General features: G+C 70.4%; 23 protein-coding genes. 8 read left to right on the top strand and 15 right to left on the bottom strand.

Annotation, left to right across the window (positions count from 1 at the left end; all coding sequences use genetic code 11):
• Nucleotides 1-61: 61 nt before the first annotated feature.
• From AAW14_RS09955 to mshA, 3 genes are all read right to left on the bottom strand, one after another.
• Nucleotides 62-1,735, bottom strand: a complete 1,674-nt coding sequence (locus AAW14_RS09955) for a glycosyl hydrolase family 28-related protein (RefSeq protein ID WP_265562168.1) — start codon at nt 1,733-1,735, stop codon at nt 62-64.
• A 208-nt stretch (nt 1,736-1,943) separates the two neighbouring features.
• Complete coding sequence (locus AAW14_RS09950; RefSeq protein ID WP_265562166.1) at nt 1,944-2,444, bottom strand: YbjN domain-containing protein; 501 nt, start codon at nt 2,442-2,444, stop codon at nt 1,944-1,946.
• A 23-nt stretch (nt 2,445-2,467) separates the two neighbouring features.
• Entirely contained in the window at nt 2,468-3,808 is a 1,341-nt protein-coding gene (gene mshA, locus AAW14_RS09945; RefSeq protein WP_265562164.1) for a D-inositol-3-phosphate glycosyltransferase, read from the bottom strand.
• A 215-nt stretch (nt 3,809-4,023) separates the two neighbouring features.
• Here mshA and AAW14_RS09940 point away from each other — a divergent pair, with 215 nt between their 5' ends.
• The 3 genes from AAW14_RS09940 to AAW14_RS09930 all read left to right on the top strand — a co-directional run bounded on the left by AAW14_RS09940 (nt 4,024) and on the right by AAW14_RS09930 (nt 7,946).
• Nucleotides 4,024-4,842 (top strand): class I SAM-dependent methyltransferase, encoded by an 819-nt coding sequence (locus AAW14_RS09940; RefSeq protein WP_265562162.1) that lies wholly within the window; start codon nt 4,024-4,026, stop codon nt 4,840-4,842.
• Nucleotides 4,843-5,268: 426 nt separating this feature from the next.
• Nucleotides 5,269-6,351 carry a C40 family peptidase gene (locus AAW14_RS09935; RefSeq protein ID WP_265562160.1) on the top strand — a complete coding sequence of 361 codons (1,083 nt, stop codon included), beginning with the start codon at nt 5,269-5,271 and terminating at the stop codon, nt 6,349-6,351.
• A gap of 299 nt (nt 6,352-6,650) precedes the next feature.
• Complete coding sequence (locus AAW14_RS09930; protein ID WP_265562158.1) at nt 6,651-7,946, top strand: PP2C family protein-serine/threonine phosphatase; 1,296 nt, start codon at nt 6,651-6,653, stop codon at nt 7,944-7,946.
• Between the two features lie 89 nt (nt 7,947-8,035).
• On the opposite strand, the gene AAW14_RS09925 is transcribed toward AAW14_RS09930, so the two are convergent.
• The 3 genes from AAW14_RS09925 to AAW14_RS09915 form a co-directional block, all read right to left on the bottom strand.
• Nucleotides 8,036-8,374, bottom strand: a complete 339-nt coding sequence (locus AAW14_RS09925) for a DUF2516 family protein (RefSeq protein WP_265562463.1) — start codon at nt 8,372-8,374, stop codon at nt 8,036-8,038.
• A gap of 128 nt (nt 8,375-8,502) precedes the next feature.
• Complete coding sequence (locus tag AAW14_RS09920) at nt 8,503-9,156, bottom strand: hypothetical protein (protein WP_265562156.1); 654 nt, start codon at nt 9,154-9,156, stop codon at nt 8,503-8,505.
• Between the two features lie 110 nt (nt 9,157-9,266).
• Complete coding sequence (locus AAW14_RS09915; RefSeq protein ID WP_265562154.1) at nt 9,267-9,758, bottom strand: helix-turn-helix domain-containing protein; 492 nt, start codon at nt 9,756-9,758, stop codon at nt 9,267-9,269.
• A gap of 360 nt (nt 9,759-10,118) precedes the next feature.
• On the opposite strand from AAW14_RS09915, the gene AAW14_RS09910 reads away from it, so the two are divergent.
• The 3 genes from AAW14_RS09910 to AAW14_RS09900 all read left to right on the top strand — a co-directional run bounded on the left by AAW14_RS09910 (nt 10,119) and on the right by AAW14_RS09900 (nt 13,314).
• The gene (locus AAW14_RS09910; RefSeq protein ID WP_265562151.1) at nt 10,119-10,475 is read left to right on the top strand and encodes a VOC family protein; all 357 of its coding nucleotides are present in this window, start codon (nt 10,119-10,121) and stop codon (nt 10,473-10,475) included.
• A 74-nt stretch (nt 10,476-10,549) separates the two neighbouring features.
• Nucleotides 10,550-10,762 carry a hypothetical protein gene (locus tag AAW14_RS09905; RefSeq protein ID WP_265562149.1) on the top strand — a complete coding sequence of 71 codons (213 nt, stop codon included), beginning with the start codon at nt 10,550-10,552 and terminating at the stop codon, nt 10,760-10,762.
• A 164-nt stretch (nt 10,763-10,926) separates the two neighbouring features.
• Entirely contained in the window at nt 10,927-13,314 is a 2,388-nt protein-coding gene (locus AAW14_RS09900; protein ID WP_265562147.1) for an excinuclease ABC subunit UvrA, read from the top strand.
• 524 nt (nt 13,315-13,838) lie between these two features.
• Here AAW14_RS09900 and AAW14_RS09890 read toward each other — a convergent pair.
• The 3 genes from AAW14_RS09890 to AAW14_RS09880 all read right to left on the bottom strand — a co-directional run bounded on the left by AAW14_RS09890 (nt 13,839) and on the right by AAW14_RS09880 (nt 16,726).
• Nucleotides 13,839-14,945: a phosphotransferase gene (locus tag AAW14_RS09890; RefSeq protein ID WP_265562145.1), complete on the bottom strand. Its 1,107-nt coding sequence runs from the start codon at nt 14,943-14,945 to the stop codon at nt 13,839-13,841.
• A 165-nt stretch (nt 14,946-15,110) separates the two neighbouring features.
• A complete protein-coding gene (locus tag AAW14_RS09885; RefSeq protein WP_265562143.1) occupies nt 15,111-15,899 on the bottom strand; it encodes an HAD family hydrolase in 789 nt (262 codons plus the stop codon).
• Nucleotides 15,848-16,726, bottom strand: coding sequence for a winged helix-turn-helix domain-containing protein (locus tag AAW14_RS09880; RefSeq protein WP_265562142.1), 879 nt, complete (start codon nt 16,724-16,726; stop codon nt 15,848-15,850). The genes AAW14_RS09885 and AAW14_RS09880 overlap by 52 nt, the downstream gene beginning before the upstream one ends.
• Nucleotides 16,727-16,936: 210 nt before the next feature.
• Here AAW14_RS09880 and AAW14_RS09875 point away from each other — a divergent pair, with 210 nt between their 5' ends.
• Nucleotides 16,937-17,125: a hypothetical protein gene (locus tag AAW14_RS09875; RefSeq protein ID WP_265562140.1), complete on the top strand. Its 189-nt coding sequence runs from the start codon at nt 16,937-16,939 to the stop codon at nt 17,123-17,125.
• Nucleotides 17,126-17,146: 21 nt separating this feature from the next.
• Here the strand turns inward: AAW14_RS09875 and AAW14_RS09870 are convergent, their stop codons facing one another.
• The 3 genes from AAW14_RS09870 to AAW14_RS09860 all read right to left on the bottom strand — a co-directional run bounded on the left by AAW14_RS09870 (nt 17,147) and on the right by AAW14_RS09860 (nt 20,747).
• Nucleotides 17,147-18,055, bottom strand: a complete 909-nt coding sequence (locus AAW14_RS09870) for a winged helix-turn-helix domain-containing protein (protein WP_265562461.1) — start codon at nt 18,053-18,055, stop codon at nt 17,147-17,149.
• A gap of 307 nt (nt 18,056-18,362) precedes the next feature.
• The gene (locus AAW14_RS09865; protein WP_265562138.1) at nt 18,363-19,619 is read right to left on the bottom strand and encodes a GNAT family N-acetyltransferase; all 1,257 of its coding nucleotides are present in this window, start codon (nt 19,617-19,619) and stop codon (nt 18,363-18,365) included.
• Between the two features lie 525 nt (nt 19,620-20,144).
• A complete protein-coding gene (locus tag AAW14_RS09860) occupies nt 20,145-20,747 on the bottom strand; it encodes an AmfC protein (RefSeq protein ID WP_265562136.1) in 603 nt (200 codons plus the stop codon).
• A gap of 263 nt (nt 20,748-21,010) precedes the next feature.
• Between AAW14_RS09860 and dtd the strand changes: the two genes are divergently transcribed.
• A complete protein-coding gene (gene dtd, locus AAW14_RS09855) occupies nt 21,011-21,436 on the top strand; it encodes a D-aminoacyl-tRNA deacylase (protein WP_265562135.1) in 426 nt (141 codons plus the stop codon).
• An 8-nt stretch (nt 21,437-21,444) separates the two neighbouring features.
• Here the strand turns inward: dtd and AAW14_RS09850 are convergent, their stop codons facing one another.
• Genes AAW14_RS09850 through AAW14_RS09840 form a run of 3 tightly spaced genes read right to left on the bottom strand, consistent with a single transcriptional unit; the run spans nt 21,445 to nt 23,450 of the window.
• Nucleotides 21,445-22,410 (bottom strand): YgfZ/GcvT domain-containing protein, encoded by a 966-nt coding sequence (locus AAW14_RS09850; RefSeq protein ID WP_265562133.1) that lies wholly within the window; start codon nt 22,408-22,410, stop codon nt 21,445-21,447.
• Between the two features lie 10 nt (nt 22,411-22,420).
• Nucleotides 22,421-22,858: a Fur family transcriptional regulator gene (locus tag AAW14_RS09845; protein WP_265562130.1), complete on the bottom strand. Its 438-nt coding sequence runs from the start codon at nt 22,856-22,858 to the stop codon at nt 22,421-22,423.
• 16 nt (nt 22,859-22,874) lie between these two features.
• Nucleotides 22,875-23,450, bottom strand: coding sequence for an FABP family protein (locus tag AAW14_RS09840; protein ID WP_265562128.1), 576 nt, complete (start codon nt 23,448-23,450; stop codon nt 22,875-22,877).
• Between the last annotated feature and the right edge of the window lie 210 nt (nt 23,451-23,660).

The raw sequence follows: 23,660 nt of genomic DNA, 5'->3' as shown, positions 1-23,660 counted from the left end.
CGCCCGGCCCCCGGCGGCGCCGGGCGGGCCGCGGTACGGGCGCTCAGGGCAGCGCACCGCGTCACAGCTCGCGCTGCGCCTCGTACAGGTTCCGGGGCCGTACGACGTCCGTCGTGCCGTACAGCTCCAGGCGGGAGTGCAGATCGCCCGTGAAGTCGGGTACGTCGATCTGGTCGAACTCCGAGACCACGTTCAGGCCGACGGTCGCGGAGCAGGGCGCCAGGCCGTCGATCTTCATCAGTCCCGCGCGGCCGTTCGTCACGCGGATGTTCCAGTGGCTGAAGCGCGCACCGAAGAGGGGACCGGCGGACGCGTCCCCGCCGTGGCGGCCGTTGTTGTTCACCGTGATGTCCGTGCGGACGTTCGCGAACGGCAGACCCCGGTGCGAGTCGAAGGTGCCCATCTGCATCTCGCCGCGCGACCAGACGTTGTACGAGGACAGGCCCTCCACGTTGATGCCGTGGAGCTGGGTGTCCGGCGGGGCCGGGACCGTCCGCTGCTCGATCGTGAAGTCCTCGATCAGGTTGTCGTGCGAGCCCTCCCGGCAGAAGTACGGGTGGTGCGAGCCCCGGCCGGTCACGCGGGTGTGGCGCAGTGTGCAGGAGGAGGCGGCGACCAGGCCGAAGCCGTTGTCCACATGCCGTACGACGACGTCGTCCGCCCAGCAGTCGTACGCGCACTGGAAGACGACACCGTTGTAGCCCTTGTCCAGCAGGTGCGGGGACTGGGGGGTCTCGATGGCCTGGAGGGTCAGGCCCTCCACGCCGGCGCCGGTCAGCGCCGGTACGTGTGTCGTCAGGCGCGGATCCCACTCGGGCCGCACGTCGAGCGGAAGGGGTCGCTCGAACGTGACCTTCCGGCCCGCCACGCGTGCGATGCGCGCGGGCCACTCATAGGGGACGTACGACGTCAGCTTCGTCTTGTCGTCCCAGCGGTACGCCTCCGGGCCGGGGCCGCCGCCCGACATGTGCTCCAGGAGGGTGTGCCCGGCATCGTCCGCGAGGCGCAGGAGGACGAGTCGGCCGGGCCGCAGCCGCCGGGCGTCCGCGACCGTCACCGTCCAGGAGCCCTGCCGGGCCGGGGCAACCGTTGTCAGCGTCTGCCACTCGTCGCGCCGATTGCCGGTCCAGCCCTCGAACGGCCACGCCTTCGCCCGGACGGCCGCGACCAGGGAGTCCCAACGAGCCGTGGGCGCGAGCCAGATGAGGCCTCCCGCCCAGGACCAGGCGGACTTGTCACCGCCGTACCGGGATCCGTAGACGCCGATCAGCTCGGTGAGGTTCTTGGTCGCGTACAGCGTCGTACGGTCGCTGCCCGCGCCCCGCAGGACGACGTTGTCGTACCCGATGCGGATCAGACCGTCGATGCGGAACGTGCCGGGCGGGACGAGAACCGTGCCGCCGCCGGCCCGTCCGGCTGCCGCGATGGCGCGGTTGATCGCGGGGGCGGAGTCGGTCGTCCCGTCCGTCACGGCTCCGTACGCGGTCACGTCGGCCACCACGGGCGGGTGGGGGAGGCATGCCGCCCCGCCGCGCCGGCCGGCCCGGCCGATGTACGGGATCTGCGGGTGCGCGAAGGGGGAACGGACGAACTCGCGCCACAGGACGGGGACTTCGTCCCTCGGCCGGGCGAACGCGGCGGCCGGTGTCGCGGTGCCGACTGTCGCCGCCGCCGCCACGGAGACGGCGCCGCCGAGCAGGCCCCGTCTGCTGATGTCCGCGTGCCCCATGCCCATGCCCCGAACCGCCTTCCAGGACTCCAACGACTCTCAGCGAGGTGAATTTCCATGGATATGAACGACGTTCAGATGTGCGATAGCAGTGAGCATGCCACGGAGTCCATGGGCGGGGGAAGGGGCTTGCAGTGATTGGCGGGGAGAGCAGTGATTGCCGAGGACGACGGTCTGCGGCGGACGGTGGCGACGGCCCGTGGTCGTTCGAGCGTCAGTCCTCTGAGCGCTGGGTCAGATGGCTGAACGCCTCCAGATTGCGCGTCGACTCGCCGCGCGCCACCCGCCAGGCGTACTCCTTGCGGATCGCGGACGCGAAACCGAGCTCCAGAAGGGTGTTGAAACTGCCGTCCGCCGCCTCCAGGACCGAGCCGAGCAGCCGGTCCACCTCGTCCGCGGTCACGGCGGACAGCGGCAGCCTGCCGGTGAGATAGATGTCGCCGAGCGGGTCCACGGCGTAACTCACCCCGTACAGCTTGAGGTTGCGCTCCAGCAGCCAGCGGTGCACGCCGGCCTCGTTCTCGTCGGGGTGCCGGATCACGAAGGCGTTGAGGGACAGGGAGTGCCTGCCGACGATCAGCGAGACGGTCGTCGACAGCTTGCGCGAGCCGGGAAGCTTCACGACGTACGAGCCCGTCGCCGGACTCTCCCACTCCAGTTCGGCGTCCTTGAGGACGTCTTCGATGACCTGTGCCGCCCGCTGTTCCTCAGACATGCTGGGAGCGTAATCGACGGGTGTCAGCCTTGGTGCGCGCGCAGCCGGCGCCGGTGGGCCTGCATGGCCGCCGTGTACACCCCTGCCGTCGCGGAGGCCGCGTTCTCCCAGCCGAAGGACTCCGCGTGCCGGGCCGCGGCCTCGCCCATGCGGGCGGTGAGGTGCGGGTCGTCGGCGAAGTCGCGCAGCACGCGCGCGTAGGCGGCGGGATCGTGCCCCTGGACGAGAAATCCGGTCCGCCCCTCCCGCACGGCGACGGGCAGCCCGCCGACCGCGGCCGCCAGCACGGGCGTACCGGCGGCCTGCGCCTCGATGGCGACGAGTCCGAAGGACTCGCTGTAGGACGGCATGACCAGCACGGACGCGGCCCGGAACCAGTCCGCGAGCTGTTCCTGCCCTACGGGCGGCCGAAAGCGCACCACATCGGCTATGCCCAGCCGCGCGGCGAGCTTCTGCAGCCCCTCCGGCTTGGCAAGCCCGCTGCCGCTCGGACCGCCCACAACGGGTACGACGATGCGGGAGCGCAGCTCGGGGCGCTCGTCGAGGAGGACGGCCACGGCGCGCAGCAGCACGTCGGGCGCCTTGAGGGGCTGTATGCGCCCCGCAAAAAGGGGGATCAGCGCGTCCTTGGGCAGCCCCAGCCGGGCCCGGGCGGCGGCCCTGCCGTCGGCCGGGCGGAAGCGCTCGAGGTTCACCCCCGGATGCACCACGGCCACCTTGCCGCGCTCGGCCGCGTAGTGCCGTACGAGTTCGTCGGCCTCTTCGGCGGTGTTGGCGATGAGCCGGTCCGCGGCAGCCACGATCTGGGTCTCGCCGATGACGCGGGCGGCGGGCTCGGGGGTGTCACCGTCGGCGAGGGCGGCGTTCTTGACCTTGGCCATGGTGTGCATGGCGTGCACCAGGGGGGCGCCCCAGCGCTCGGCGGCGAGCCAGCCGACATGACCGGAGAGCCAGTAGTGGGAGTGCACGAGGTCGTAGTAGCCGGGGCGGTGACCGGCCCAGGCCTGCATCACTCCGTGGGTGAAGGCGCACAGCTGGGCGGGGAGGTCCTCCTTGGCGAGCCCCTCGTAGGGGCCCGCGTCGACGTGCCGGACGAGGACGCCGGGGCCGAGCTCGACGGCGGGCGGGAGAGCCGCCGTGGTGGACCGGGTGAAGATCTCGACCTCGATGTTGATCGCGGCGAGTCGCTGGGCCAGTTCCACGATGTAGACGTTCATGCCGCCGGCGTCGCCCGTGCCGGGCTGATGGAGCGGTGAGGTGTGCACGGAGAGCATGGCGACGCGGCGTGGCCTGCGGTGCGGCAACCGCAGCCGTGAGGGGGCCGCCGTGGAGCGACGCCCGAGCCTGCTGACGTACTGGCTCACCTGGCGTTCCTCCTCCTTGCTGCGGGCATGCACGGCTGACGGAAGGACGCGGAACGACCTCCAAGCAGTGCGAACGCCGGGACCGGGTGCTCCCATTTCCCTCGCGGGCGGATTTGCCGAATCATTACCTATTGTCGATCAACCGTTCGATGGTGGCGAGCGTGGTTATCCACAGGCCGGCCCGGCCTCCTCCCCCGCCGCTTACTCTCGTACGCATGTCAACCCGCGCCGCGTCCCGCCCCGTGGGTACGGTGACGCGCGGGACCACCAATCCGAATCGGCTGCGCCGAATGGACCGCTGGATCGCAGCGGTCCACGGCGCGGAGCTCCGCCGCACGGCGGACCCCGTGGCCGTCGACCTCGGGTACGGGGCCGCCCCGTGGACCGCGGTCGAGCTGTTGCAGCGCTTGCGCACCGCCGCGCCCCGTACCCGCGTCGTCGGCGTCGAGATCGAGCCCGCCCGGGTCACGGCCGCACAGCCGTACGCCCGCGAAGGCCTGGTCTTCCGTCACGGCGGCTTCGAGGTGCCCGTGCGGGGCCGCCCGGCCCTCATCCGCGCCGCGAACGTGCTGCGGCAGTACGAGGAGGGCGAGGTCGCCACCGCCTGGGAGCGGCTGTGCGCCCGGCTCGCCCCGGCCGACCCCGTGACGGGCTCCCGCGGCGGCCTGCTCGTCGAGGGCACATGCGACGAGATCGGCCGCCGCCACGTCTGGGTCGCCCTCGGCCCCGAGGGCCCGCGCACGGTCACCTTCGCCACCCGGCTCGGCTCCCTGGAGCGCCCGTCCGACCTGGCCGAGCGGCTCCCGAAGGCGCTCATCCACCGCAATGTCCCGGGCGAGCCCGTGCACGCCTTCCTGCGCGACTTCGACCACGCCTGGGCAGCCGCCGCGCCCTACGCCTCGTACGGCGCGCGCCAGCGCTGGATACGCACGGTCCGCCGGCTGACGGCGGACTGGCCGGTCACCGACGGCCCGGCGCGCTGGCGCCAGGGGGAAGTCACCGTCGCCTGGGGCGCATTGGCGCCACGCGCCTGACCGGCCGCCCGATCTGCACATCTGCCTGACGGGCTCGACCGGCTTGACGGAGCTGATGCGCTCGACGCTCTCAAGAGGCTCGACGCAGCTGATGCGCCCGACGGGCTTGATGCGCCCGACAGGCTCGTCGGGCTCGAGAGGCTCGAGGGCTTGATGCGCATGACGGGCCCGACAAGCTCGACGCGCTCGATACGTGCTCGACGCGTTTGATCTGCAGGGAACGATCTTTCCGGGTCTTTCGTCACATGCCCGTGGAGATCATCGGACAACTGCGGGTAGCGGCAAGGGAGATCGTCGTACGAGGTGCGGCAGGAGAGGGAGTTTTCCGCGCGGCTGAGTCCCACGTCTGTCACTTTGCCCATCGGCGTGGCACGATCCCGAGGCGTCCGGAAGTTACTGACGGTTAATCAGGTTTGGGGGCGAAGTATGGGATCCGGGAAGCGGACCCTGACCACGGCGGCCATCGCCCTGGTCTGCACAGTCACCGTGTTGGGCACGTCGGGCACGGCCTGCGCGAGCCCGGGCCGGCCGGCCCCGACGCCCGCTCCGTCCGGCAGTGCGGCTCCGGCGCCCGGCAACGATCTCGAAGCGGTCCGCAGAAAACTGGACACGCTGTACCACGAGGCCGCCGTCGCCACGGACGCGTACGACGCGGCCGAGGAGAAGACCAAGAAACAGTCGGCGCGGATCGTGGACCTGGCGCGGGAGATCGTCAAGGGCCAGGAGAAACTGGACGAGTTGAAGAACCGCGCGGGTGCAGCCGCCCGCGCCCAGTACCGCGGCGGGGGCCTTCCGCCCGAGGTCCGGCTCTGGCTGAGCAACGACCCGCAGCAGTTCCTCGACGAAGCGGGCGTCGCCCGCCAGGGCGAGCACGCGACCGAGGGCCTCCTCTCCGAGATGACGCGCACCCAGGAGGACTTGAAGCAGTACGCGCGTGACGCCGCCGACCAGTGGCAGAAACTCGACGCCAACCGCAAGGCCAAGGCCCAGGCCAAGAAGACGATCGAGCAGCAGATCGCCGCCGCGGAGAAGCTCCAGTCCCGGCTGAAGAAGCAGGAGCAGGAGCGCCTGCAAAAGCTGGAGGAGCAGGCGGCGTACCAGGCACAGACGGCCTGGCTGGACTCCGGGATACTCCAGGAGATCCGCGGCAAGGCGTCGGCAGAGGGCGCGAAGGCCGTGAGCTTCGCGACGGACCAGCTCGGCAAGCCGTATGTGTGGGGCGCCGAGGGACCGAAGTCGTACGACTGTTCAGGACTGACGTCACAGGCCTGGGCGGCGGCCGGCACGCCCATTCCGCGCACCTCGCAGGAGCAGTGGAAACAGCTCAAGCACGTCGACGTCAAGGACATGCGCCCCGGCGACCTGATCATCTACTTCGGTGACGCCAGCCATGTGGCGATGTACGTCGGCGACGGCGCGATCATCCACGCCCCGCGCCCGGGGCGAACGGTGACGGTCGCGGGCGCGGGCTCGATGCCGATCCTGGGGGTCGTACGCCCGGACGAGTGAACCCGTGCCGTCCGGCGGTGCCGACGCCGGCGAGTGATGCGGCCCACGTGACGTGTTCCATGTGACGGGGCGCACGCCACCGGTACCCCAAACCTGCACCCGACGTGACGTTCGTCATCCGCCGTCGTGTGCCCCCTTGTCCAACTGCGGCGTGGATGCGGCATATGACGGTGGCCGGTTGCTCTACATCATCGGCCAGGGCATTCCGCTGCGGCCTCGGCTACCGCTATGGTCCCCACTCGGTGGGTCGAGGTCCCTTGCCCCACCATGCCCTCGGGGGGAGGGAAGGAACCAACACGATGCCCGTACCCGTACCGCGGCAGAGGGCGATCCCGGCCGCGGAGAGTGGTCAGGCTCAAGCCGCACCCCCGCCCGGGACCCCGGCCGTAAAGGGGCCGACTGCCCGTGGCAAGGCCCCGGCCGACACGCTCACCCTGCTGGTGATCGAGGACGACCCCGCCGGTTCGCCGATCGTGCCCGAGATGCTCGACGCGGCCGGCCGGCCCATACGGCTGCGCACCGCGCGCAACCTCACCGAGGCCGAGCGGCTGCTCACCGACGACGTCCAGTGCATCCTGCTGGACCTCGCTCTGCCCGCCCCGGGCCGGGCCGCCGAGGAGGACGACGAGCTCGCCGTGCTGCGGCACGTGCTGCAGCTCGCGCCCCGCCATGCCGTTCTCGCGCTCACCACGTCCGGCGACGCCGAGCGCGGCGCGGAGGCTGTGCGCGTCGGCGCCCAGGACTATCTGTTCCGTGACGAGCTGGACGGACGGCTGCTGAGCCGCGCGATCCGCTACGCCGTCGAGCGCAAGCGGTCCGACACGGCCGAGCGGCGGCTGACCGAGTCCCGGCTGCGGGCGCAGGAGAACGCGCGTCTGGAGCGCGGTCTGCTGCCCACCCCGCTGCTGGAGGGCTCCTCGCTGCGTTTCGCGGCCCGCTATCGCCCCGGCCGCTCGCGGGCGCTGCTCGGCGGCGACTTCTACGACACGGTCCGTACGCCGGACGGCACGGTGCACGCGATGATCGGCGACGTCTGCGGGCACGGCCCGGACGAGGCCGCGCTCGGCGTGGAGCTGCGCATCGCCTGGCGCGCCCTGACGCTGGCGGGACTGTCCGGTGACGAGCTGCTCTCCACGCTCCAGCAGGTCCTGGAGCACGAGCGGGACAACGACGAGATCTTCGCGACGCTGTGCACGGTGGACATCGCACCGGACGGCCGCCGCGCCGGGCTGTGCCTGGCCGGCCATCCCTCGCCGCTGGTCGCCCGCCCGGACCGGCCGGCCGAGCTGCTGCCGTACGTCAACAACGGCCCGGCGCTCGGTCTGCTGCCGCGCGCCCGCTGGCCGCGCCTGCAGGTCGAGCTGGGCCCCGCCTGGAGCCTGATGCTCTACACCGACGGTCTGATCGAGGGCCGGATCGGCGAGGGCAGGGAGCGCCTGGGCCAGGACGGCATGGTGGAGCTGGTCCGTCGCCAGCTGGCCGACGGCCTGACCGGCGAGGAGCTGCTGCGCGCGACGGTGAGCGAGGTCCGTGACCTCAACGGCGGGGAACTGGCGGACGACGTAGCGGTGGTCCTGCTCGACCGCGGCCCCTAGGCGGCGTCCCGGGACGGCGCACCTGGCGCACCACGGCCGTCGAACCCCGCCCGGGACGTGGGCCTGCCGCCGGGGGCGGCGGGTGCGGCCTAGCGCCCGCCGTTGTACGGACCGTACGGGCCGTCGCTGCTGCTTCCGCGGCGGCGGCCCCAGCCGCTGCCCGAGACGTGCTTGAGTGCGGGCCGGACGTCGACGAAGAAGACGATCGTGGCGACGAGGCCCGCGAGCTGCAGGAAAAGCATCGGCACGAACAGGTTCACCGCGACCGTGATGCCGAGGATGATCAGCCAGAAGCCCTTGTTCTGCTTGTCTGCGGCGGTGTACGCGTCCCTGCGGTACAGCGCGGCCATCACCAGTGCCACCACGGCGAGCACCAGCATGGCGGTGAAGAGCAGCCACATCAGGCCGCCGAATGCCGTCATCAGCACAATGCCCACCACCCGAGTCGAGTCGTTTCTACGGCCACCGTACCCGTGTCCGGGGGCCGTGTACCCGTAAGAACGGGTCGGGCACTCCAGGAGTGCCCGACCCGTCGTACGTCCTCGGCCCGCCGGGCCTACTTGGCCGGCGGCGTGGTCTTCTTCGCCACCGGCTTGCGGGCAGCGGGGGTGGCCTTCTTCGCCGCCGGGGCCTTCTTGGACTCGGCGGGCTCCGCCTTGGCCTCGGCCGGCCTCGGCTCGTCCTTCACCTCGACGGGCTCCGGCCTGCCCTCGACGGCGACTGCCAGCTCCTCGATCTCCTCGGCGGCCTCGCCGCGCCAGGTCTTCACGGCCTGCTCGCCGTGCTCGGCCACCTTCTCGTAGGTCTCGCGGGCCTTGACCGCGTACTCGGCGGCGACGCCGACGCCGCGCAGGGCGAGGTCCTGGGCGGTCTCGCCGAGCTTCTTCAGATCGGCGTCCAGGTTGGTGCCGAACTTCTTGAGGTCGGAGTCGAGGCCGCTGATGAACTCGTTGACCTTCGCCTGGAGGGTCTCCTGCGTCTCCTTGACGCGGGCGCCGGCCTCCTTGGCGCGGGCCGCGGCCCTCTCCTGGACGGCCTTCGGGTCGGTGTTGCGTACGGCCTCGATACGGGCCGGGGCCTCGGCGCGCAGCTGCTCCACCAGGCCGGGCACCTTCTTCGCCTGCTGAAGGGCCAGGTCGGCGGTGCCGGCGGCGAAGTAGAGCGGGGTCGGGTCGCTGAGGGTCTTGCGCAGGTCGTCGGTGATGGCCATGGAGATGGTCCTCCCGGTTCGGCTTTCGTCTGAGGGTTTTATCGGTCCGCGGGACGCTCTCCGGTCGTCCTGATCGTCCCGGCTGTTCGGTTCGTTTCCGATCGTCTCGGTCAACTGGCGGTCTGCTGCGGACCGGCATCGCCGCCGTCGGCCGTGCGGTGGCCGGGGGCGCCGTTGCCCTGGGCGTCGTCCGTGTCGCGGGCCTGCCGAGCCGCCCGTGCGTCCTTGTCCGCCGGGTCCGCGCGGACTATCTCGAAGCCGTTCTCCTTGCGGAACGACTCGTAGATCTGGAGCAGCACCTGCTTCTGCCGCTCGGTCAGCGTGGGATCGGCGAGGATGACGGCGCGCGTCTCCACCTCGTCCCGGTCCCGCTCGGCGTCGAGGATGCCGGCCCGCACGTACAGCGTCTCGGCGGAGATGCGCAGGGCTTTGGCGACCTGCTGCAGTACCTCCGCGCTCGGCTTGCGCAGCCCGCGCTCGATCTGGCTCAGATACGGATTGGACACCCCGGCGGCGTCGGCGAGCTGCCTGAGCGACAGCTGCGCATTGCGCCGCTGCTCGCGCAGGTACTCGCCGAGGTTGCCGACATTGAGCGATGCCATGCCTCCACCTTGCCGCAAGAACGCTAACTTTTGCAAGCACCCGCTTGCAAAAGTGCGCCGCGCCACGGCCGGGCCGCGGGTGAGGCCGAGCAGGACGGTTGTCGAGGTGACCGAACCGATCAGGATTCGAGAAGCGCCCTCCCCCGAGCCGCAGCTAGCGTGACCGCCGTGGACATCGCCATTCACGCGAGCTTCCTCCCGCACAGGAGCGCCTCCGGGCGTGCGCAACGGGAGGCTCGCCGTCCGTGGCGATCGGGCCGTCGTTTTCCGGCCTTCCCATCGTCTTCAAGCCAGCCGATCCCGACCGGATCGTCTTCAAGCCAGCCGATCCCGACCGGACCCACGACTTCAGGAGTGACCATGACCGGCTCTTCCACCCAGGGAATCAAGACCGTGCTGCACCCCGTTTCCGACCTGGCGGCGGCCAAGGAGGTGTACACCGCCCTGCTCGGCGTAGCGCCGCAGGCCGACGAGTCCTACTACGTCGGTTTCGAGGTCGCCGGCCAGCACATCGGGCTGGTGCCGGGCGGCGGACCGCAGGGCATGACCTCACCGGTGGCCTACTGGCACGTGCCGGACATCGAGGCGAAGCTGGCCGAGGTGACCGCCGCGGGTGCCACCGTGAAGGAGCCCGCGCACGACGTCGGTGGCGGGCGCCTGGTGGCCACCGTCACCGATCCCGACGGGAACGTCCTCGGACTGCTTCAGGACCGATGAGTGCCTCCCCCGCTCCCGCGCCCGGCGTCGTCGCGGCACCGAGCCGTTAGGCTGGGCCGGGCCGAACCCACGACGTGTCCCTGATCGACGGCGAAGCCGAGGTCCTCGAGACAGACGCGCCGACGCGGGAGCGGGGTGACCGGTGCGTCACGCGCACCGGCTTCGACCTGCGTGCGCCGGCCACGCCGTACCGCTGGTTCCGCATCTCCCCGCGTCGCGTCCAGGCTTGGCGCGAGGTGGACGGGATGTCCGACCGCCGGCTGATGTGCGACGGCACCGCCGGATGATCCGACGCCTCGGCCGGGCGCGCCGGGGGCAAGGGGGCCGGGGGCCGGGGGCTCCACGCGCCGAAGTGAACGAGACCGGACGTGCTGCTCGAAGCTGGTCGGATCGAGCCAGGCGACGCCGACGGAGACCGCACGGGCGGCCCCGCCCAGGAGATGGAGACACGATGAGCACGGCCCCAAGGACGGACACGGAGTCGGCTGCGCTCCACATCGCCGACAGCCACGACCTGATCCGCGTGCACGGCGCGCGCGTGAACAACCTCAAGGACGTCAGCGTCGAGCTCCCCAAGCGCCGGCTGACGGTGTTCACCGGCGTCTCCGGCTCGGGCAAGAGCTCGTTGGTGTTCGGCACGATCGCCGCGGAGTCGCAGCGGCTGATCAACGAGACCTACAGCGCCTTCGTGCAGGGCTTCATGCCCACGCTGGCCCGGCCCGAGGTCGACGTACTGGACGGGCTGACGACGGCGATCATCGTCGACCAGCAGCGGATGGGTGCCGACCCCCGCTCCACGGTCGGCACGGCGACCGACGCGAACGCGATGCTGCGCATCCTCTTCAGCCGGCTCGGGCAGCCGCGCATCGGCTCGCCCAACGCGTTCTCCTTCAACGTCCCCTCGGTCCGGGCGAGCGGAGCGATCACCGTCGAGCGCGGTGCCAAGAAGACGGTGAAGGCGACCTTCAGCCGCACCGGCGGCATGTGTACGCGCTGCGAAGGCCGGGGCGCGGTCTCCGACATCGACCTCACCCAGCTCTACGACGACTCCAAGTCGCTCGCCGAGGGTGCGCTCACCATCCCCGGCTACACGGCGGGCGGCTGGAACTACCGGCTCTACAGCGAGTCGGGCTTTGTCGACCCGGAGAAGCCGATCCGCAAGTACACCAAGAAGGAGCTGCACGACTTCCTCCACCACGAGCCGACCAGGATGAAGATCGCGGGCATCAACATGACCTACGAGGGGCTGATCCCGCGGGTCCAGAAGTCGATGCTCTCCAAGGACAAGGAGGCGATGCAGCCGCACATCCGGGCGTTCGTGGACCGGGCGGTCACCTTCACCACCTGCCCCGACTGCGACGGCACCCGGCTCAGCGAGGCTGCCCGGTCGTCGAAGATCAGGGGGATCAGCATCGCCGACGCCTGCGCGATGCAGATCAGCGACCTGGCCGAATGGGTCCGCGGCCTCGACGAGCCCTCGGTGGCGCCGCTGCTCGCGAAGCTGCAGCACACCCTCGAGTCGTTCGTGGAGATCGGCCTCGGCTACCTCGCGCTCGACCGGCCGTCGGGCACGCTCTCGGGCGGCGAGGCGCAGCGCGTCAAGATGATCCGCCACCTCGGCTCCTCGCTCACCGACACCACCTACGTCTTCGACGAGCCCACCACGGGCCTGCACCCCCATGACATCCAGCGGATGAACGACCTGCTGCTGCGGCTGCGGGACAAGGGCAACACGGTGCTCGTCGTGGAACACAAGCCCGAAGTGATAGCGATCGCCGACCACGTCGTCGACCTCGGCCCCGGCGCCGGTACGGCGGGCGGCACCGTCTGCTTCGAGGGCACCGTCGAGGGGCTGCGGGCCGGCGGCACCGTCACCGGCCGCCATTTCGACGACCGGGCCTCCCTGAAGAAGACGGTGCGGACGCCGGGCGGCACGCTGGAGATCCGCGGCGCGACGACGCACAACCTGCAGGACGTCGACGTCGACATCCCGCTCGGGGTGCTTGTCGTCGTCACCGGCGTCGCCGGCTCCGGCAAGAGCTCGCTCGTGCACGGGTCGATCCCCGCCGGCGCGGGTGTGGTGTCGATCGACCAGGGCGCGATCCGCGGCTCACGACGGAGCAACCCGGCGACGTACACCGGACTGCTCGACCCGATCCGCAAGGCGTTCGCCAAGGCCAACGGCGTGAAACCGGCACTGTTCAGCGCCAACTCCGAGGGCGCCTGCCCCAACTGCAACGGCGTCGGCGTCGTCTACACCGACCTGGCGATGATGGCGGGCGTCGCCTCCACCTGCGAGGAGTGCGAGGGGAAGCGGTTCGAGGCATCGGTCCTCGACCACCACCTCGGCGGCCGCGACATCAGCGAGGTGCTCGCGATGTCGGTGACCGAGGCCGAGGAGTTCTTCGGCGCCGGCGAGGCGCACACGCCGGCCGCGCACCGCATCCTCGGCCGGCTCGCCGACGTCGGGCTCGGCTACCTCAGCCTCGGCCAGCCGCTCACCACGCTGTCCGGCGGCGAGCGGCAGCGGCTCAAGCTGGCCACCCACATGGCCGAGAAGGGCGGTATCTACGTCCTCGACGAGCCGACCGCAGGCCTGCATCTTGCCGACGTCGAGCAGCTGCTCGGCCTGCTCGACCGGCTCGTCGACTCCGGCAAGTCGGTCGTCGTCGTCGAGCACCACCAGGCAGTCATGGCGCACGCCGACTGGATCATCGATCTCGGTCCCGGCGCCGGCCACGACGGCGGCCGGATCGTCTTCGAGGGCACACCCGCCGACCTCGTCGCCGCCCGCTCCACCCTCACCGGCGAGCACCTCGGGGCCTACGTCGGCACCTGACCGAAACTCACGGGCACCGCGGGACGACGCCCTCGTGTCCCACCGTCATGCCCTGCTGACCCTGCATGGCAGGCGGCTCCTGATCGAACCTGTCCTCGCTGGACGCCCGACGGCTCACGTGGCCGCGGAGACGGGTATCGGCTCGGCCGGCCCACCTGCCGGCCGAGCCACCGCTACGAACGCACCCGCGCGGGCGAGCTCGTGCACGTCGACATGGCGAGCTCGTGCACGTCGACATGGCGAGCTCGTGCACGTCGACATGGCGAGCTCGTGCACGTCGACATAAAGAATCCCGGCAACGTCCCCGACGCCGACGGACACGGGGTGATCGACCGCCGCAACGCGATGGAGCACGAGCTCGCCACCACCGGCCGGCGCCAGGGCGGCCACCCGGTGATCGGCTGCAGTTACCTCCACCCCGCCGTCGACGATCACTCCGTCCGGCCCACAGCGAGATCCTGCCCGACGAGCTCCGGCACACCGCCATCGCCTTCTGGCAGCGGGCCCAGGCGGTGCCGCGCGCCTTACTCCCCGGGCCCGTGGCCCGTTCGCCTCCATGGGCCGAGTGCGGACATGACATCCTCCGGAGTGGGAACGGTGTCCAGGCCCAGCGGCTCCGCGGCGGCGGTCAGCACCTGCCGCACCTTCGCGGCCTCCTGCTCGAGGACGAGCGCACCCGCCTCCGGCCGGGAGTCCAGGAACTGGGTGGCCCGGATGACGTCGGTGAACACGGACTGGGCCCGTTTGAAGTCGAGCAGTCTCGGCAGGTCCTCCTCCCAGCCGTTGGAGCTGCCGCTCCTCTCCTCCTCCATCACCTCGCACCACTGCTTCACCATCAGCTCGTGCTGCGGTCTCGGATAGCGCATCAGATACAGGTGGGTGGCCAGGTCGTAGAGGGGATCGCCGAACATGGCCAGTTCCCAGTCGATGGCCCACAGGCGCCGCTGGTCGTCGACGACGAAGTTCTCCCGGTGCAGATCGGCGTGCAACAGACAGAAGGGGCGCTCGCTCAGGCCTGCGACACGCTTTCTGAGCCTCCCGAAGGAGGCTCCGTCCAGCCCCAGGGAGGAGAACAGCCCCGGAAACCTCTCCAGGTTCTCCCGGTACACGCGCTGCTCGGCGAAGCAGATCAGCCGGTCCAGGAAGTCCGCGGTGTCGCCCTCGGGGGACCGGTCCTCCGGCTTGCACTCGCGCTCCACACCGAGCGATTTGGGTGTCACCCGGGCCAGTTGCCGGAACAGGTCCAGGATCTGGCCTGCGATGTCGTCGGGAACCTCCTCACCTGAGGCGTGGAGCGAACCCAGCGTCGTCCCTTCGATGAACTTCTGCAGGCGCACATCGCGCACATCGTCGCTCACCGTGATGAGTTCGGGGATGCGGGTGATGCGGCCCTGGAGATCGGCGAGCAGGGTCTCCTCCGACGCGAAACACCGGCGGTCGAACCAGAGCAGATTGCTCCGCGGCTCCCGGCACTTGCCCCGGACCGGACCCGGGCCCACGGCTTCCGGGGGCAGCGGGATCACATACGTCTCGTGGTGGTAGCCCTCGAGCGGTCCCTCGACCGCGCTCGGGTCGCGGCTGATTCCGGCGGCGCGTTCCCGCGCGGGAGAAGAGACACAGTCGGCTTGCATCGTTCGTTCCCTGGCATGAGAGCGCACCGATGGTGCGGAAGTGAAGCACGGTACCTCCCCGCGGTCGAGCGCGGCGCCGGAAAGGGCTCGATTCCCGTGTCGGTCCCCTGCCCGGGGGATGGAACAAGCCGGGGCGTCCGCCTGCACGGAGTACGACGGTCCGGTTCAGGCCCGCCCCCGCAGGACCCGCAGCACCGCCTCCAGCGACCGTACGATCACCGCGGCGCCCGCGTCGCGCAGGAGCTTCTCCTTGTACTCGTCGCGCGCGTAGCCGAGGAAGGGCACGCCGGCCTGTTCGGCGGCCCGGAGGTCCGACGGGGCGTCCCCGATCATCAGGGCGGCCCCGGCGGCCGCTCCCATGGCCTGCAGGGCCCGGTTCAGGTGGTACGGGTCGGGCTTCTGCTGGTGGAGTTCGTGCGTGCGGCCGTAGACGTGCGGCGCGAAGCACTCGGCGGTCCCGCGGCCTGCCAGGTACGCGGCGACCGTGCGCGCCGAGTTGTTGGTGGTGACGGCGAGTCGTGCGCCGAGGGCGGTCCAGGTGCGTATCAGCGGATCCGCGTAGGCGGTGGGCTGCGCGGTGGGGACGGCTCTCAGCTCCTGCTGGGTGAGCATCTCCTCAAGTTCGGCCACCAGATCGCTTCCCGGGTGTCGCTGGTTGACCGCGAGCAGGACGACCTGTGGATCGGGGTGCACCCTCTCCTCCGCGGTCAGCAGCCAGAGGAGCCCCTGCCGCTCCAGCCACTCCACCAGCTCCCGGGCGATCTCCTCCGCCGAGTAGCCCGCGAACAGCCGGCAGATCGGCCCGTCGAAGTCGAAGAGGACGAAGCGCGCGCCCGTGATCAGTTCGCGCAGTTCTTCCGTCTGTGCCGTCACCGGATCAGTCTGCTTCGTATCAGAAGTCACTAGGAGAGTGTCAGGTCCGTGGTGATGGTTTCCCAGAGGGCGTCGAACCACTTCTGGGATTGCTCCACGAAGGCCGCGTCGCGCCGGCCCGCCCGGCGTTCGAAGGAGAAGAGCAGGGACTTGGAGCCCAGGGTGTCGTACATCTCGAGGGTCCGGCTCTCCACCTCCTCCTCCCGCTTCGTGAGCATGTAGTAGGCGATCAGGGCCTCGGTGCCGTTCAGGAGGTACAGCTTCACCGGCGGGGTGAAGGGCAGTGCGCGGAACGTCACGCGGACGTCGATGTTGTGCGACGAGCGCAGGGCCAGGAGGTTGTGGCGCAGGACGTGGCCCTGGGCGTTGCGCTGTTCGAGCCAGCGCCTGTGGACCGGGTCCTCGTCGCCGGGGCTGTCGACCGAGACCGGGAACGCCAGGTTGATCTCCCGCGAGGGCAGCAGGATCCGTACGTCGATCGACCGGGGGCGAATGCGGCCCTCGTGGATCAGCCGCACCGGCTCGCCCAGCGCCAGCATGAGCGTTTCCGCTGTGAGGCAGGCGGCGTCCACGCGGACCTGCGGTGCCGCGAACGCAGCCGCGAGCCTCGGCGCGAGGCCGACCATCGTGGGCTGCGGCTCGTCCCTGACCGGCTGGGGTTCGGCGACCCTGGGCGGGCTGCCCTTGCTCACGTTGCTGAGCAGGCCGTCCTCCTGGAGCGCGCGCAGGGCCTGGCGGATCGTGCCCCGCTCCACCCCGAACTCCTCGGCCAGTTCGGCCTGGGTCGGCAGGCGTTCGCCCGCCTTCAGGTCGCCGGTGCGGATACGGGCCCGCAACGTGTCGGCGATCTCCTGGGGCGAGAGTCTTCTGCTGCCGTTCACTGCGACGTTCTCCTGAGCCACGACCAAACGCTACAACCGACGTCCATCTATGTGGAGTTGTTTGGTGGTTGTTTATAACCACTGACCAACTGGGGATAACTTCAATGAAGTTGGCTGCCAACTTCATTGAGTTGGTGGAGGGTTTGCCTCCTCTCGCACATCACCCGCAGGTAGTCACCCCATGCAGACGGCTCATTCCTCCCTGTTCCGCCCGATCCATCGGAAAGAGGTGCCACCATGCCCGCCATAGCTCTCCTCTCCGCCGTCTTCGTCGTCGGCTTCGAGCAGTTCGTCCAGTGGAAGTACGGCACCATGGGCATCATCGGTCTGCTGCTGATCACCATCGGCATCAAGGCCAACAGCCCCGCCTGCAGCTCCATCGGGGCCGTCGTCCTCGCCCTGATGGTCGCCCAGCCGGCCCTCTGAGCAGCCTCCCCGGGAGACCGGTCAGGTTTCGAACTCCAGGTCCGAACTGATGGTCTCCCACAGCGCGTTGAACCACAGATGTGACTGCTCCACGAAGGTCGTGTCCCTCAGACCCACCCCCTGCGCGAAGGGGAACAGCATGGACCGCGTGCCCTGGGCGTCGTACATCTCCAGGTACTCGTGATCGATCTCCTCGCCCCGGCGCGTCAGCGTGTAGTACGCGAACAGTGCCTCCGACCCGTTGAGCAGGTACAGCTTGACGGGAGGGGTGAACGGCAGCGCGCGGAAGGAGACGTGCACGTCGATGCCGTGCGTACCGCGCAGCGCCAGCAGGTTGTGCCTCAGCACCCGGCCCTGTGCGTTGCGCTGCGCCAGCCAGCGCCGGTGCAGCCGGTCGTCGTCCCTGCCCTCCACCGGGGTGGGGAACGCCAGGTCGATCCGGCCGCTCGGCAGCAGGACCCGCACGTCGACCCTGGCCGGTTTTATGCGCCCCGCGTGAATCTCGCGCAACGGCCCGCCCACGGCGAGGTTCAGCGACACAGACGTCAGACAGAGGGCGTCGATCTCCACGTGCGGGGCCGCGAAGGCAGCGGAGATCCGCGGGGCCAGGGCCACCATCGTGGGTTGCGGCGGGGTCTCGGGCCCGGCCAGCGCCTCGCCGGCGTGGTGTGCGACAGTCGCGGGGCTGCCCTTGGACACGTTGGTGAGCAGGTTCTCCGACTGCAGGATGCGCAGCGCCTGGCGTACGGCTCCCCGCTCCACGCCGAACTCGTCCGCCAGCTTCGCCTGGGTGGGCATGCGCTGGCCCGGCCGGAGCACTCCGGACCGGATCCTGCTGCGCAGCTCGTCCGCCACGTCGTGGTGTGACTTCTGTGGCCGTTGTGACGTCTTCCGTGCATTGACGGCGGCATGTTCCGGCTCCACGGCCAAACAGTACAACTTCACGCCATCTTTCGGCAGTTCAGAATGAGGTGGTTATGAGACGACTCCAAGTGGAGATAAGTGAGGTGAAGTTGGTCACCAACTTCGGCGAGCTTGAACAAGCTTGAGCGTTCTTGAACGACATGGTCGTACCTCTGACCGGACTCCCTTCCGGAGGGGAGCCGGGAGTCCGGTCGGTGACCACCACAACCACAACTGAATCGCTACGGATGAACGGCACAGGAGCCACCCACCCGCACGGAAGGAGTGTCACCCGGCAGCCCGCGAGGGCTCAGCAGCTCAGGCCTGCAACAGCTCAGAAGATGTCCGGGCACCACGGTCGCCTGGACGTCCGCAGCAGGGCGTCGGCGACGGAGGCGGCGCCCTCTTGCTGTTCCCGCACGCTGCCCAGCGCCGCGAGCCGTACGGCGGACTCGTCGCCCAGCCACAGCCTCGCCAACTCGCCGACGGGAAGGGTCAGCTGGGGCTCCCGGTCGCTCGGCGTGCACCGGGCGCCGTCCGGGCCCGCCTCCAGCAGATAGCGGCCGCCGGCCAGTCCCGCCTCGTCCACGACCTCGAGGACGAGCGTGCCGGCACTTTCGTACGTACGCGCCTCCAGGGCCCGTACGACGTCCAGGATCCGCACCCACAGCCAGTCCGCGTACGTGGTCAGGCGGGCCGCACGGGGATCGGGCAGGAGGTGCGGCAGCAGGTCGTCCGGGGCACGGCCGCCCGTCTTCACCGTGGTGATCCAGTCGATCGAGCAGAGGTAGTGCCACAGGGCGCGTTCGGCGGCCGGGCCGGTGGTGATCAGTCCCTTGACGGTCGCCGTGTTCAGGGGCCGCTTGTCGTCGCCCCAGTGGTCGTCGCACACATAGGCGGCCAGGCCCTCGACGTCACCGGAGGGGGAGCGGTAAACGGCGTAGAAGGGTTCCTTCCACGACGACCGCTCCAGCCGCAGGGCGCCCGTGTTCAGCTGCCACCAGCGGTCGTCGCGGGTAACGGTGCCGGGCCTGCTTCGGCGGAGGCGCTCGTGCAGTTCGGGGCCGAGTTTGCGGACCTCGGCGCCGTCGACCAGGTCGACGCGTCCACCGTCGTCCGGGGCCGGGCGGTTGCGGTCCAGGCCGGTGCGGGGGACGTCGATGGTCCACTCCGCGGCGTGGGCGGCGGGGCCGAAGCCGTAACGGCCGTAGATGGGGTACTCGGCGGCGATGAGCGTGGCGACGACGTCACCACGCTCCTTCGCGGCGGCGAGGTCGAGGGCCATCATGCGCGTGAGGAGTCCGCGGCGGCGGTGGGTGGCTGTGACGCTGACGTTGGTGATGGCGTCGGCGGGGACGGCGGCACCGCCGACCGCGGTGAGCTCCTGCGGGAAGGAACGGAAGGTGGCCACGCACTTGTCGCCGTCGAAGGCGGCCAAGGTGCGGGAGAGGACGATGTAGCTGCTGCGGTCGGCGATCTCGTCGTCCGAGACGTGGGGGGCACGCAGGAAGCCGGTATTGAGGGCGCGGATCCAGCCCGGGATCTCGGCTTCGGTGATCGGGCGTATGTCGATGTCCTCGGGGCAGCTCATGGGCTCACGCTAGGGCGAGCGGCCGGGAGGTGTCGCGCGGATTTCGGGGGCACGGGGCTCGGGCGGTGGCGCGGGGACCGTGCGGGAGCTGCCGGAGGGGCGTTCGGGGGCTGCGGAGCCCCTGGCGGGGTGTGGGGCCCCTGGCGGGGTTGTGGGGCCCGGGCGGTTGTGCGGCCTCATGCAGGGCAGTCCGCAAGGCTCGTACAGGTGTACAGGTGTACAGGTGTACAGGTGTACGGGTGTACGGGTCCGCGAGGTGGTTTCGTGACCGCCGCCTCTGCCCGTCTCAACTCCGGGACTCCAGCGCCGGGTTCCCCCGCCGGTGACTGCGTCCCTGGTCCCGGGCGGGCCCGGAGACGGGGTCCGTCCGGGACCAGGGAGACGGGGACCCGGCATGGCACCGCGGGCGGCCACGAGCCTTCCCGGCCGTCGCGAGCGCCGGATTGCGGGGTTCGCGGCGGCCGACGGACCCCGGGGCCGTCGTGCTCGCTCCCGGGCCCCGGGGTTCGCCCGGGGCCCTGCGCATCACATGAGCAGGTCTTCCACCTGCGCTTCTCCTTCGCGGTACCGGCGCGCGATCTCGGCACTGCAGTCGTCCGCCGTGCGCTGCAGCCGTTGCCGCCGCCGGGAGACCTGCTGCTCGTACCGCACGAGCCGGACCATGCCCGCGCCCAACTCCTCGTCGGTGCGCGCCTGGAGGTCCGACAGCTCGACCTCGGCGAGCATCTCGGCCGCCAGCCGCCGGTACTCCTCGCCGTGCGGCGTGCCGACCGTCACATGACGGGCCGAGGAGCGCTGACGGGCGGGCGCATCCACGAGGATCTCCGGAAGCCGTTCCATGACCCCCTCGGGCGCCGCCGCGCCTCCGCGCCGGGCCAGCTCCGCCCGCAGGATGTCGATACGGCCCTGGAGAAGCCGGCGTACGTAACTGAGATCGGCCTCGTCCCGCTGGGCGTCCCGGCGCAGCGCGCGCAGCTCGGGCAGCAGCAGTGCGGACAGGTCGGGCCGGGGCAACTCCGCGGGCAGGGGGCTGTCCGTGCGCTGCACGGGCGGCCGGCATTCCCTAGTGCTTCCCGTACGGGCGGGCGCCACAGCCCCGGGCGGCCGCCCGGTACTCGGTGTGCTCATGTACCTCTACCGTCCCCTCGACCGGCGCGGCACCCCCCACGGATGCGCCGCAACACACGCATCGTGCCACCCCAAGTGCCCGCCATGTGACCGAGTGCCACCGATCTGCCCCGGATGGAGGTGTTAAGGGGCAATAGGAATGCCCTCGTAAGAGATCACTGGACAGATCATGGAATGCCCTCGTAAGCGATCGCGCGAGGCCGGACGAAGGGCGCCGTCGGCCGCTTCCCGGCGTCGGCGGACCGCACGGCATGATGGTCCTCATGCGTGCGGTGGTGCAGAGGGTGGACGGCGCGAGCGTCGTCGTGGACGGCGAGACGGTCGGCGAGATCAGCGGCGAGGGCCTGTGCGTGCTCGTCGGGGTCACGCACGAGGACACCAAGGAGAAGGCGGCCCAGCTCGCCCGCAAGCTCTGGTCGATCCGCATGCTGCACGACGAGAAGTCCTGTTCGGACATCGACGCGCCGCTGCTGGTGATCAGCCAGTTCACGCTCTACGGCGACGCCCGCAAGGGCCGCCGCCCCACCTGGAACGCGGCCGCCCCGGGCGATGTCGCCGAGCCCCTCGTCGACGAGGTCGTCGCCCAGCTGCGTGCCCTGGGCGCGACGGTGGCGACGGGCCGGTTCGGTGCGCGGATGCGCGTATCGCTGACGAACGACGGCCCGTTCACCGTGCTCCTGGAGATCTGAGCCGGGACCTACGGTTCGACGATCACTTCCTGTGCCGCGGCCGTCGAGTCCGCGAGCAGACGGGCGTCCACCGGGACATTCCGCTTGACCAGGGCGAGGGCGACCGGACCCAATTCGTGGTGGCGTACCGACGTCGTCACGAAGCCGACCTTGCGGCCCTCCGGGCCCTCGTCCGCGAGGCGCAGCTCCGTGCCGTGCGGCGGCAGATGGACCTCGCTGCCGTCGAGGTGGAGGAAGACCAGGCGGCGCGGCGGCTTGCCCAGGTTCTGGACGCGGGCGACCGTCTCCTGCCCCCGGTAGCAGCCCTTCTGGAGGTGCACGGCCGTGCCGAGCCAGCCCAGCTCGTGCGGGATGGTGCGATGGTCGGTCTCGAAGCCGAGGCGCGGGCGGTGCTGCTCGACGCGAAGGGCCTCGTAGGCCAGCAGCCCGGCCACGGGGCCGTTCTTCTCCGCGTACGACTCCAGGTCCGTACGCGGCAGGAAGAGGTCACGGCCGTAGGCCGTCTCGCGGACCAGGACGCCTTCGGGGGCCTCGGCGATCGAACCGGCCGGCAGGTGCACGACGGCGAAATCGTCCGTCCGGTCGGCGACCTCGACGCGGTAGAAGAACTTCATCGACTCCAGGTACGCGATCAGGGCACCCCGGGTACCGGGCTCGACATGGGCCCAGGTCGTCTCGCCGTCGTCGACCAGGTAGAGCGCGTGCTCGATGTGACCGTGCGCGGAGAGGACGAGCGCCTCGGTGGCCTGGTGCGGGGGCAGCTCGCTGACGTGCTGGGTGAGCAGCAGGTGCAGCCAGCTCAACCGGTCCTCGCCGCTGACGGTGATGACGCCGCGATGCGAGAGGTCCACGAATCCGGAGCCGTCGGCGAGGGCTCGCTGCTCGCGGAACAGGTCGCCGTAGTGGGCGGCGACGCCTTCGTCCACGCCCTCGGCGGGGACGGCACCGGGCAGGGACAGCAGAGGACTCTTCATGGATCCCAGCCTACGTCGCGGTAGTTGAACTCTTGAGGGAACAGTCCTTGCACCGGCCGAAGATCGCGAAGTGCTTCATGTCCGTGTCGAAACCGAAGGTCTCGCGGAGCTTGGCGGTGAACTCGGCGGCCACCTCGAGGTCGGCCTCGATGACGTTCGTGCAGTCGCGGCAGACCAGGTGGATGTGGTGGTGCCGGTCCGCGAGGTGGTACGTCGGCGCACCGTGCCCGAGATGGGCATGGCTGACCAGCCCGAGCTCCTCCAGGAGCTCCAGGGTCCGGTAGACGGTGGAAATGTTGACCCCCGACGCCGTCTTCCTCACTTCCACGAGGATGTCGTCGGGGGTCGCGTGCTCCAGATTGTCCACGGCTTCGAGCACGAGTTGCCGCTGCGGGGTCAGCCGGTAGCCGCGCTGCCGCAGATCGCTCTTCCAGTCGGTGCTCACCACACGGGAAAGTCTAGAACTACTTGAAGAAGGCGATCCCGTCGTCCGGCAGGTCGTCCGGGAGCGCCTTCGCCCAGCGCTCGACGTCCTCCGGGGTGACGACCTTCTTCAGATGGGCCGACAGGTACGGGCGCAGCGGGACGTCCGGGGTCTGCTTCTCGCCGACCCACATCAGGTCGCTGTTGACGTACCCGTACAGCCGCTTGCCGCCGGTGTACGGGGGCGAGACGGCCGTCCGCGCCACGGCGTCCGTCGCGAGGTCTATCTGCGGCTTCTTCTCGGCCAGCTCGCCGTACCAGATCTCGACGACCCCGTCGTCGCGGACCATGGTCACCTCGACCCTGCGGTCCGCGTCGATGCGCCAGAAGCCGGACTCGGACTCCAGCGGACGGACCTTGTTCCCCTCGCCGTCCAGCACCCAGGTGTGCGAGTGGTACTCCAGGAAGTCCCGGCCGTCGTGGGTGAAGGCGACCTCCTGCCCGAAGTTGCACTTCTCGGAGCCGGGGAAGTCGTGCACGCCCGCGCCCGTCCAGTTGCCGAGCAGGAAGGCGAGCGGGACGAGGTCCTTGTGGAGGTCGGACGGGATCTCGATCATGAGCAGCTTTTCGTCGTCGACGGCGGAGGGGTCGGGGTCAGCGCTGGCCCTGGTACAGCTTCTTCACGGTCAGTCCGGCGAAGGCGAGGACGCCGACGCAGACCAGGACCAGCAGGGTTTCGAAGAAGATCTCCACGAGGTGCTCCTTGTGAGCGAGGGTGGGTACACAGAGCCGTGTCTCAGCTTACGCGGCCGGAACCCGGGCCTCTC

Origin of the sequence: Streptomyces hygroscopicus (assembly GCF_026168105.1) — a bacterium.
Classification (GTDB): Bacteria; Actinomycetota; Actinomycetes; order Streptomycetales; family Streptomycetaceae; genus Streptomyces; species Streptomyces hygroscopicus_D.
This window is presented reverse-complemented; position numbering and strand designations above follow the sequence as displayed.